The organism is Dysgonomonas sp. 521 (assembly GCF_010501055.1).
Classification (GTDB): Bacteria; Bacteroidota; Bacteroidia; order Bacteroidales; family Dysgonomonadaceae; genus Dysgonomonas.
The window spans coordinates 27,517-38,006 of record NZ_QVMO01000052.1; the positions used below are offsets into that span (position 1 = coordinate 27,517).

10 protein-coding genes and 1 pseudogene are annotated in these 10,490 nt (G+C 37.8%); 8 read left to right on the forward strand and 3 right to left on the reverse strand.

Annotated features, from left to right (window positions below):
- The first annotated feature begins 3 nt into the window (after positions 1-3).
- The 4 genes from D0T84_RS14520 (at position 4) to D0T84_RS14535 (ending at position 4,435) form a co-directional block, all read left to right on the forward strand.
- On the forward strand, positions 4-1,203 hold the full coding sequence (locus tag D0T84_RS14520; protein WP_163308583.1) for an efflux RND transporter periplasmic adaptor subunit: 1,200 nt from the start codon (positions 4-6) through the stop codon (positions 1,201-1,203).
- Positions 1,204-1,271: 68 nt separating this feature from the next.
- A complete protein-coding gene (locus D0T84_RS14525; RefSeq protein ID WP_163308584.1) occupies positions 1,272-3,197 on the forward strand; it encodes a heavy metal translocating P-type ATPase in 1,926 nt (641 codons plus the stop codon).
- 30 nt (positions 3,198-3,227) lie between these two features.
- Complete coding sequence (locus D0T84_RS14530; RefSeq protein WP_163308585.1) at positions 3,228-3,479, forward strand: hypothetical protein; 252 nt, start codon at positions 3,228-3,230, stop codon at positions 3,477-3,479.
- A gap of 104 nt (positions 3,480-3,583) precedes the next feature.
- Positions 3,584-4,435 carry an RteC domain-containing protein gene (locus tag D0T84_RS14535; RefSeq protein ID WP_163308586.1) on the forward strand — a complete coding sequence of 284 codons (852 nt, stop codon included), beginning with the start codon at positions 3,584-3,586 and terminating at the stop codon, positions 4,433-4,435.
- A gap of 105 nt (positions 4,436-4,540) precedes the next feature.
- Here the strand turns inward: D0T84_RS14535 and D0T84_RS23005 are convergent, their stop codons facing one another.
- Entirely contained in the window at positions 4,541-4,675 is a 135-nt protein-coding gene (locus D0T84_RS23005; protein ID WP_255495390.1) for a hypothetical protein, read from the reverse strand.
- A 17-nt stretch (positions 4,676-4,692) separates the two neighbouring features.
- Here D0T84_RS23005 and D0T84_RS14540 point away from each other — a divergent pair, with 17 nt between their 5' ends.
- The 4 genes from D0T84_RS14540 (at position 4,693) to D0T84_RS14555 (ending at position 6,821) form a co-directional block, all read left to right on the forward strand.
- Positions 4,693-5,232 (forward strand): dihydrofolate reductase family protein, encoded by a 540-nt coding sequence (locus D0T84_RS14540; RefSeq protein ID WP_163308587.1) that lies wholly within the window; start codon positions 4,693-4,695, stop codon positions 5,230-5,232.
- Between the two features lie 278 nt (positions 5,233-5,510).
- Positions 5,511-5,873 carry a helix-turn-helix domain-containing protein gene (locus tag D0T84_RS14545; RefSeq protein WP_163308588.1) on the forward strand — a complete coding sequence of 121 codons (363 nt, stop codon included), beginning with the start codon at positions 5,511-5,513 and terminating at the stop codon, positions 5,871-5,873.
- A gap of 8 nt (positions 5,874-5,881) precedes the next feature.
- A complete protein-coding gene (locus D0T84_RS14550) occupies positions 5,882-6,241 on the forward strand; it encodes a helix-turn-helix domain-containing protein (RefSeq protein WP_163308589.1) in 360 nt (119 codons plus the stop codon).
- A gap of 112 nt (positions 6,242-6,353) precedes the next feature.
- On the forward strand, positions 6,354-6,821 hold the full coding sequence (locus D0T84_RS14555; RefSeq protein WP_163308590.1) for a hypothetical protein: 468 nt from the start codon (positions 6,354-6,356) through the stop codon (positions 6,819-6,821).
- Positions 6,822-6,883: 62 nt separating this feature from the next.
- Here the strand turns inward: D0T84_RS14555 and D0T84_RS14560 are convergent.
- Both D0T84_RS14560 and ltrA read right to left on the reverse strand, forming a co-directional pair.
- Positions 6,884-8,041, reverse strand: a pseudogene (locus D0T84_RS14560) (DNA methylase); the annotation flags it as partial.
- A gap of 110 nt (positions 8,042-8,151) precedes the next feature.
- The gene (gene ltrA, locus D0T84_RS14565; RefSeq protein ID WP_163308591.1) at positions 8,152-9,807 is read right to left on the reverse strand and encodes a group II intron reverse transcriptase/maturase; all 1,656 of its coding nucleotides are present in this window, start codon (positions 9,805-9,807) and stop codon (positions 8,152-8,154) included.
- Positions 9,808-10,490: the final 683 nt, after the last annotated feature.

The window sequence follows — 10,490 nt, forward strand, 5'->3', positions numbered from 1 at the left end:
ATTATGAAAGCAATATATATATCGTTAATAAGCCTGTCTTTGATATTACTGGTATCATGCGGACAAAATACAAAGTCTGAAAGCACTGAAAATTCCGCAGAGAACACCGAACAGGCTCATGAGGGCGAATCGGAAGAAATAGCCGTATCCGAAGCACAGATGAATGCTGTAGGTATTAAGTTAGGCAAAATAGAACAACGTGAATTAAACAGTGTAATTAGGGTAAACGGGGAGATGGATCTCGATCCACAGAAAAAAGCAGAAGTTACATCACTTGTCGGTGGAATAATCAAACAGGTATTGGTTATCGAAGGTAAACGTGTTTCGGCGGGGCAGGCTGTTGCCTATCTCGAAAATACAGAGATAGTAGAACTTCAAAAAAATTACCTGACATTAAGGAAAGAAGCACTAACCGCAGAGCAGGAATATAACAGACAGAAAGAGTTGTCTTCTCAGGGTGCAGGTGTCGAAAAAACATTTCAACAGGCTACTGCCGCTTATGAAATAGCAAAGGCACAGCTTACCGGACTTGAAAAACAATTGCGTCAATTGTCTATTAGTCCCGAACAGGTTTCGGCAGGTAATATGGTTACCCAGATTCCGATTAAATCCCCTATTTCGGGTACGGTAAGGAAGATAAATATAAGTACAGGAAGCTACGCAGATACTCAAATTTCATTAATGAGCATATCTGATAATTCGGCTGTTCACTGTGATATGAAAATTTTCGAGAAAGATATAAACGCAGTAAAAATTGGTCAGGAGGTGGATATCCTGCTAACCAATCAACCCGGAGTAAATTTGAAAGGTGAGATTTACGAGATAAATAAATCCTTCGAGGGTGATACAAAAGCCATATTAGTACATATCCGTATTAAGAATCAGGGAAATATTGAGTTGATACCGGGAATGTATGCCACAGGGTTAATCAATGTCGGGAAGCAGAAAACGCCTGCTGTTCCTAACGATGCAGTGATAAGCAGTGAAGGGAAAAAATACATTTTTGTACTCGAAGATGAAGAAAACGGACAAGAAGGTAAAAGTTCTCATTTCAAACGGGAAGAAGTTATAACAGGAATCAGTGAGTTAGGATTTACACAAATAACTCCTGTCAATCAATTGAAAGAGGATGTAACGATTGTTACAGCCAATGCGTTTTACATAGCATCAATGGCCAGTGATCACGGGGAACACGGGCATTAATTCACAAAGATAAGTTTGCAACTTTGTTGCAGCTTTTACTACTTATCTTTGTTATAAATAATAAGGTTATGGATAATAATAAACAATATAAATGTACATCATGCGATTCGGATGAATCGCATGATAATTCACAAAGTTGGAAAAGCTATATTCCTGTGGCAATAAGTTTATTTATGCTTTTGGCAGGAATCTCTCTAGACAACTTCCTTGAACATTTCTTTAATTCTTACATAAGAATCGGATGGTATATACTTGCCTATATACCTGTAGCTTATCCTGTGTTAAAAGAAGCTATTGAAACAATACGGCAAAAGGATTTCTTTACTGAATTTACTCTGATGCTTGTTGCTACATTGGGAGCATTTTTTATTGGAGAATATCCCGAAGGTGTAGCTGTGATGCTGTTTTATGCTATTGGTGAATTATTTCAAAATTCTGCCGTCAATAAAGCCAAAAGAAATATAAAGGCACTTCTTGATGTACGTCCTGATACAGCCGTAGTGGAAAGAAATGGCAGTTATGAAACAGTACCACCCGAAATTGTGAAAATTGATGAAATAATACAGGTAAAAGCGGGAGAAAAAGTACCATTGGATGGTATAATGATTTCTCCTTCAAGTAGTTTTAACACATCTGCACTGACGGGAGAAAGTAAACCGAAAACAATATCGGAAGGGGAAACAGTTCTTGCGGGTATGCTCAATGTAGATAAGGTTATTACTATAAAGGTGACCAAGAAATATGAAGACAGTTCTCTTGCTCGTATTTTGGAAATGGTACAAGATGCTACTTCGAGAAAAGCAAAAACCGAACTTCTTATCAGAAGGTTTGCCAAGATATATACTCCGATAGTATTTGCACTAGCAGTATTAATTACTGCAATACCTTATTTTATAGTCAATGACTATATATTTCAGGATTGGTTATATCGAGCCTTAGTATTTCTTGTAATATCCTGTCCTTGTGCGTTGGTTGTCTCTATTCCTTTGGGATATTTCGGTGGAATTGGTGCGGCTTCAAAAGCAGGTATATTATTTAAAGGTGCTAATTATCTTGACCTAATGACCAAAGTAAATACTGTGGTAATGGATAAAACTGGCACTTTGACAAAGGGCGTTTTTGATGTTCAAGAGGTTGTTGCAGTCGATAATATTGATAAAGATGAATTGGTAGGAGTTGTTGCGGCAATGGAGAAATTCTCTAATCATCCTATTGCCAAAGCTATCGTTGCTTTTACGAGGAGTAAAACAGATAATTATCTAGCAAGCGATATCGAAGAAATATCCGGTCACGGTTTGATAGGTAAGGTTAATGGAAAGGAAGTCTTGGTTGGTAATAATAAACTGATGAAAAGATTCAATATCGATTACGATATCAGGGTGGATTTCATTGTTGAAACGATTGTAATTGCTGCTATTGACGGTAAATATGCCGGATATATTACCATTGCGGATGAAGTGAAGGAAGATGCTGTTGACGCTATAAAAAATATGCACGCAAACGGTATTGATAAGATTGTGATGCTAAGCGGAGATAAAGCCTCAATTACAGAAAAAGTCGCATCTATTCTCGGAATAGACAATGCTTATGGAGACTTATTACCTGAAGATAAAGTGAAACATCTTGAAGGGATGAAAATTGACAAGAGCAATATAATTGCTTTTGTCGGTGATGGAATAAATGATGCTCCTTCACTTGCACTGAGTGATGTCGGAATTGCTATGGGTGGAATGGGTAGCGATGCCGCTATTGAAGTAGCTGATATAATCATTCAGACAGACCAACCTTCTAAAATTGCAACTGCTGTAAAAATTGCAAAATCGACCAGACAGGTGGTTATACAGAATATAATCTTAGCATTTACTGTAAAGATACTTGTACTTATACTCGGAGGCTTCGGGCTCGCAACTATGTGGGAAGCAGTCTTTGCTGATGTGGGCGTATCGTTACTGGCTATACTGAATGCTGTTAGGATTTTGAGAATGAAATTCTGATAGGCTATATAGCTAATAATTGCAGTCATCATGAGCAAACGAAGGCATATGAGACGGTTAGCTGCAAGAAAGGAATTAATAAATGTACAGAAAAATAGCTTGTTAAAACGATATTTATCTGTAATCAGTATATCTACAGGTGCTGTCATCGGACTTATCCTATGGCTACTCTTCTTCAAATGTAAGGATATACATTGTGTCAATTCCTTTTTCCCCATACCTCACATGGGTTTTGCAGGATTTAATGCGTGGGTAATAGCAAATTATTTCTTTAGAAAATAATATTATTAACCCTTGATTGAAATAATCATTTCAGTCAAGGGCTTCTCGCTCTTAATTATTTACATTATACAAACGACAAACCGTGATTAACAACTATAAAAATAATGAAAAAATACACTTATGAACTGATCGAAAAGCTGAATAGCGAACTTAAAGTAATCGACTTAGCTGAAGAAAGTCTATTTGCTAAAGCTCCCAAAGCGATTATTCTATTAGAAAATCTATTTGCAGAATTAAAAGCCTTTATATCCACTTATTCATTCAAAGATATGGAGGAGGAAACTTATTTTTTCAAAGAGATCAAACCTCAATTATTCAGCAAGTTAATCTATTACCGGAAGGTATATAATATAGAAACTATACGCCCCAATGGTAGCATAGATTCCCAAAAGGCATATCTTGAAAAAGAATTAGACCATATTAAAACTTTCTTTGACCGGAATCTTGATTTTTATAAATACTATCGAACAGGCTGTACACATTTCGATAAATTCTACTTCGTTCGTGGTAAGCCTGATATTCAACTCAATTTGGATTCCTTCTACTTTGAGAGAGATCCTCAATTTGCAACTTGCTTCGATTTCAAAATAGCGAAAATATTAGCGAACGAAATGTTGTCCATTTATCTCAATGAGGAATTAGCCAAATTAGAATCCTATTCTATTCAGTCGAATGATAAAGATGTAGCTATTCCCAGAGTACGTCTCACATGGACAGGCAAGAAAGCTGAATTAGTTGAACAAATCTACGCTTGGGAGAGAGCCGGATGCTTCAATTACGGTAATGTAACTATAAAGCAATTAACGGAGTACATCGAGTATATTTTCAACATCAATTTAGGCGATTTTTATCATATATTCCTCGAAATCAGAGAACGTAAAGGTAGTCGTACTATCTTTTTAGATAAATTGATAAAGTTCTTGAATGATCGTATGGATGAAGCAGATAACAAGTAAACAATTTATTCTATCTTTGTATGAATAAGAAAATATGGAGAAATAAATCTCCTTAAAATATAACATAACGTTCACTGAACGTCTCGCAACGAAAACTGGTAATTTTTAGAAGAACGAGACGAAACGTGCAATGTTCATGCTATACGAAAGTATGGTGTGGACGTGCTTGTTTCGTTCTTCGGGTATACCAGTACCTCGTTGCGGAGCAATGCATGCTCCACACTTTTTTGTATATTGCATATCAAAATATTGTAACCATGAGAAAAATAAAATTATACATTGCAGCATCTATTGACGGATATATTGCCGATACGGATGGAGGATTAGATTGGCTTTCCGGCTATCCGATTACACCTGAACTAAATTACGGATATGATGAATTCTTCAATTCTGTCGATTCTGTTATTATGGGAGGACGCACCTATCGGGATATTCTAAATATGGATGTTATTTATCCCTATAGGGACAAAACATCATACATCATTACCCGAAACAAGGATAGTCAAACATCCAAAGAGAATATTCAATTCTTATCTGAGAATGTTATTGAAACGATTACATCATTGAAAGAACAACAAGGAAAGGATATCTGGCTTGTTGGCGGTGGCGAAATAATAGTCATGCTCCTCGATAATAATTTGGTGGATGAAATGATAATAACTCATATTCCCAAGATACTTGGAGATGGGATACCACTGTTTCCTAAGATGAAAACGGAATCGAATTGGAGATTACACAATAGTCAATCTTATAGTAATGGCGTATTATCTGTTGAATATCAAAGGATAATGAGATAGAACCTCATTCGATATAATTACAATAAACTCCCAAGCTATACCCAAGTTTGGGAGTTTTTATTTCCTCATTTTTTAGGCTCAAATACCTTTATAAAAATCTATTTTTCAAATATTCCACTCCGAAAACACAACTCCACAGATTCCAATTTTCTACGGAAATATTTCTCTTTCCCTTTCCGCTAAATATAAGATAATTAAAACTTTATTTAAAAATACTTATCCCAGCTTGGGAAAGATAGATGTCAATATATCAGACCTTTGTATCAAACAAAATTGATATGGAAGTTATTACAATTGATTCTAAAGCCTACAAAGAACTAATCGACAAGATAGATTCGATTGCCGACTATATTAGGAATAAAACAACTCAAGATATTTCAGAAGAATTAGATGAGGTATGGGTAGATAGTTATGAGGTATGCACCTTTCTTCGCATAAGCGAACGCACGCTACAACGTTTACGCACAAATAATCTCATATCCTATTCTACACTATCAGGGAAAACGTATTATACTATTGGCGAAATCAAGCGAGTCCTAACCGAGCGATTAGTCAGATCGGGCAGTGATGCTTTGGCAGACTTGATTAAAAGCCATCAGGAATATATTGAGACAAGGAAAAAGAATAAACCAAAGAAATAGTTATTGATATGAGAATAGATGATGATATATTCGAGTCTAACATCAGAGGTCTGGCAAGGTTGATAAAGAATCTTGATGCCAAAATTGACAAGCTATTGGTTGCTGATAGTTCTGTGATGGATGAACGGCTATTTGATAATCAGGATTTATGCCTTTTCTTGAAAGTTACACCACGCACCCTGCAACGATATAGAAATCAAGGTCTAATTCCATTTAAGACTATCTGTAAACGAAACTATTATAAAGAATCGGATGTCAATATTTTTGTAGATAAATACTTTGGTGGAAAAACTCAACTGACTGACAAAGATAAATATAAGAGAAAAAATAAACGTTGTGATGACGATGCGGAAGAAATGCTAGTTTGATTTGTTTTTGTTGTTTTGTTATTTTTATTTGGTTTGGAATCCCTTTCTGTCGTGATGACAGGAAGGGATTTGTTTATTACCTTTATATTTTAACATCTAATAAAAACACATTATGAGTAAACCAAACAAGGAATCAAGATTTCTAAATTTTAAAAAGAAGATTACAGATGTAGTTATTATTGCAGCTATAATTACTGTTTTATTCCAATTTTACATCTATAAGATTGAAAAAAGGCAAACTATTATTAACTCAAAGAAAGAAGTCATTGACAAAGCCTGTATAGCTTATGCTAAAATTGCACGAGCCAATAATATTATGAAAAAAGTTACAGAAAGGGGACAAATATTAGACGAAGAAGACCAAGAGTTGGGGAGGATATTTGTAGAGGTACTCGCTAGCTCTAAGTTGGTTGATTTGTATTTTGAAGAAGAGGCTACGAATAGTATACATACTTTATTTGGCTCTGAAAAATACAGGGAATGTTGGTGGTCAATTTCTAATCAAGATCTTGATAATCTTTTGAAAATCATGAGAAATGAACTTAAAAAAGATGAGAATACATTTTGGCTATTTGTGTAAAAACATCAATTTGCGAGCATTGTAAAAGCAGATTTTTGTAATCTGCTTTTATATGCCTATCCCTACCTCCTCATCCCCCGATGTACCCCATCATCCTCACTTGATTTCTTAACCTCATTATCCACCTTCCCTACAAATATCCGCTCCCGATTACTATCAATAATCTCCTTAATACTCATCGACTCTCCCGAACGAATAGTATCATTTGAGAAATTGGACTTAGGAATAGATTCAACAATTTGTGCTTCCTGTACCGGCTCATCCTTAGTTTTGAGCGTTTGTAGAATCTGTCTATCCAAAGCCACTAATTCCGTTTTCAACTCTTTTAATTGAGGTTCTTTTCTGAAAGTGGAATCAATAACCTCTTTGAGAATAGGTAAATCCTTAGACAACTTCTCATTGTCAGTCTGATATTTCTCAATCAACTTGGGTATCCGCTCCAAAGCATTCAAAAAATTGAGAGATGCTAACTTAGGATCAGTAGCAATATGACCATTATTGTAGTTATACTTGATACCACCTTCTCCCTCAATAAAGAAGCGATTATCTTTAAAGATAGAGCCTTCCTTTTGACTATCCTCGGTCTTGACCAGCAACTTGAAGCCATAAAGTTCTCCAATAGCAAAGTATTCGCTATTCGTTCGAGCGTTATCCGATAGCTTATTCAACTTCTCGCTAATAGCTTTCGGATCAGATGAGGCTACACCATCCAATTTTATAGGATTGAGTTTGTTACCCTCCTTATCCGTCTGCACACGAGAATTGAAAGCATCCCAATCTTTTGTCAAACGACTAATCATCTGCGTATTTCCCTCAATCGTCCGAGTGCTATCCTCGAATTTGAATGTAGCCGAAGATTTACTTTTGATAAAACCTTTCTTCTCGCTCTCTAAAGCATTGATCTTCTTTTCCAACTTGGCCTTCTCCAACAATTCGGTATTGCCGGAAAGAATAGCTACATACTCCGAGAAATTCATCCCCGAGCTTTCATCCATACTGCCCTCATCAATGGTGCGACTTCCCAAACTATTATTTTTGAGTTGATTGATAAAGGTCTGCTTATTCTGCAATAAATTGAATTTGTAAGAGTCGAGACTTTTCTCAACTGCGTAGATAATCACATCTACCTTATTCCCTGCAAATTCCTTAGCTATATCGTTACCTTTCCGTATGGCTCGCCCATCACGCTGTTGCAGGTCAGAAGGTCGATCGGGTAGGTCAGCTCCCTTACAGGAGCTTTCCCCCCTAAGAACCGTACGTGAGCGTTTCCACTCATACGGCTCAAGCAATTCTAAGTTTCTATTTGTATATTGAAACCGGCTCATAACTTCTAATTTTGTTGTTTTCTAAATTGTTTGTAACATTTATCGTGCACCAAAGACCTTTTTACTTTGCCATTTACAACCTTTTCGGTTACATTCCACGGTAAAATACGGTCAATCGGCATACCGCATAGCGGGCATTTCCTGTCTTGTCTTTTCCATAGGTAAAGCAAGGAATTCCTCCCTTTCAGCGTAACAAGCATTTTCTGGGTCTCCCTCTGGTCGAAGTATCTATCATACTCCGGGTCAAAGGGATTAGCATCACCTTTAATTTGTGTGTATTGGATAAAATGGATATTCGACAGATTTTTCAATGTCAGATTATCCTGCTTTCCTTTTGACTTCTTAAAGTATGATGTGAAGTGCCATCCCTTTCCTTTTGCTACATGCCAATATCTGTCAGCTATCCAGCGTTTACTCTTTTTCGAGTGCCTGCGTTTAGCCCATTGCCACAATGCATTGAAAATTTGATGGTCAGCCCAATGAAACGCATCCCTCGTAGCTCCATGTTTGTAATAATTACCCCAACCCGTTATCATCGGATTCAATAACCGTATCAATGACTCCTGCTTACACGCTTTGTTGCTCTTGATGGTCGTTCTGACCTTAGCGAGAAAACGTTTTTGTGCAGGCTTGGATGGTTTTGTCAATATCTGATTCTTGAACTTCCTGATATTGAATCCGAGAAAATCGAAACCATCATTGATATTGGTTATCATCGTTTTCTCTTCCGACAAGGTTAATCCTCTTTCGGCGAGAAATTCAGCAACCAATGGTTTGATTTCCGTTTCCAATACCTCTCTGTTCTCTGACGTAATGATGAAGTCATCGGCATAACGAATCAGATTCACCATTGGTGAATAACGTTTGCCTTTGACATTTCTTCGTTTATACTTATCAGCAAGAATCTTCTGTAACCCATCCAGAGCCATATTCGCTAAAGTCGGCGAAATGATACCGCCCTGTGGCGTACCTTCTTCTGTCGGAAACAACTGTTTGTTAAAGACAAAACCACATTCCAGCCATTTGCGGAGCATCACTTTATCCATCGGGATATTGTTCAGCAACCACTCGTGGCTGATATGGTCGAAGCATCCTTTAATATCTCCCTCTAAAATCCATTCGGGAGAATATCCTTTGCGTAGAACATTATGGCATTGTTGTACGGCATCCATCGTACAGCGTTCCTTTCGGAAACCATACGAACGGGTATCTGCCGTCGTTTCTGCCACAGGTTCTAACGCCATCAGGTAAAGGGCTTGCATGGCTCGGTCTCTCATAGTCGGTATTCCCAACGGTCGAAGTTTACCATTACTTTTCTTAATATGAATCCGTCTTAGAGGTTGTGGTTGGTAACCACGTCTTTTGAGCGTTCCGATTGCCTGAAACTTTGTATTGGAATCTTTCCATGTTACAAGGTCAATCCCTGCGGTTTTACTGCCGCTATTAGAAGTTACTCTTCTTACCGCCAACGCTTTGGCGTAGAACGAGTGAGTAAGCGTCCATTGCAAGGCTTTCACCCTGCCATGTCTGCCCTCTTTTTGAGCCTTTACAATTCGTGCTTGTAGCTTTTTTATAGCCAACTCACATTTGAGCCAGTTTATACTGTCCCAAGATGTTTGCCGGTTATCAGCAGGTGCACACGATGTTTTAATGTCGTTCATTTGCTTTTCCACTTTCAAAAGTTCTAAAAGTTAATTGTAAAGAATTACCTAACGCAGAAGTCTGCCCACTTTCGTGTCGGATAATGTCGTTCTGTTCAATCCATAAACAGAGCTCAACCCGTATCCTCCTCATTACAAGGCGGCGTTCGCTTTCTCTGCAATCTTATACCTGCATTCCATTCGGCTCACCTTACGGCTCGCTTACCTGCCACAATGACAGGAGAAATACAGGCTTACCACGTTCCACGTACAATGACTAACGAGTAGGTTAGGTTCTGTCTCATCCACCAACAGCACTTATATCCGTGTAATCCCACCGTGGAGGGGATTAACTGGCTGCATCCCATTTTGGGTGGAGCTTGAAATAGTATCTTACGCTCCCTTACGACTTTACGATGTTTACACAACAGTTCGCTTATGCTAACCATACTACTCAGCCTAGCCTCCCGACTGTATGATACTAACAGCCATTGACTTTCCCTCGCGGTTCTGTCTGCCCCTTTCGGGAGGAGTACATTGTCCAACCAGCTTGATACATTATATCACTATTTGGTGCATCTGGTTGTAGGCTACTGCTGACGGAACAGCAGGTTCAATCGTTCCATTCCAACTCGTGGAGCGGAACTTCAAACAATCATTTACGCGACTTCGTGTCGCACCCACGGCGTATCTAAATGATGGAT

Bases quoted from the DNA above. Each gene is read 5' to 3' on its own strand.
- D0T84_RS14555 (WP_163308590.1), top strand. From the start codon at position 6,354: ATGAGTAAACCAAACAAGGAATCAAGATTTCTAAATTTTAAAAAGAAG.
- D0T84_RS14550 (WP_163308589.1), top strand. From the start codon at position 5,882: ATGAGAATAGATGATGATATATTCGAGTCTAACATCAGAGGTCTGGCA.
- ltrA (WP_163308591.1), bottom strand. From the start codon at position 9,807: ATGAACGACATTAAAACATCGTGTGCACCTGCTGATAACCGGCAAACA.
- D0T84_RS23005 (WP_255495390.1), bottom strand. From the start codon at position 4,675: ATGCAATATACAAAAAAGTGTGGAGCATGCATTGCTCCGCAACGAGGT.
- D0T84_RS14535 (WP_163308586.1), top strand. From the start codon at position 3,584: ATGAAAAAATACACTTATGAACTGATCGAAAAGCTGAATAGCGAACTT.
- D0T84_RS14520 (WP_163308583.1), top strand. From the start codon at position 4: ATGAAAGCAATATATATATCGTTAATAAGCCTGTCTTTGATATTACTG.
- D0T84_RS14530 (WP_163308585.1), top strand. From the start codon at position 3,228: ATGAGCAAACGAAGGCATATGAGACGGTTAGCTGCAAGAAAGGAATTA.
- D0T84_RS14540 (WP_163308587.1), top strand. From the start codon at position 4,693: ATGAGAAAAATAAAATTATACATTGCAGCATCTATTGACGGATATATT.
- D0T84_RS14525 (WP_163308584.1), top strand. From the start codon at position 1,272: ATGGATAATAATAAACAATATAAATGTACATCATGCGATTCGGATGAA.
- D0T84_RS14545 (WP_163308588.1), top strand. From the start codon at position 5,511: ATGGAAGTTATTACAATTGATTCTAAAGCCTACAAAGAACTAATCGAC.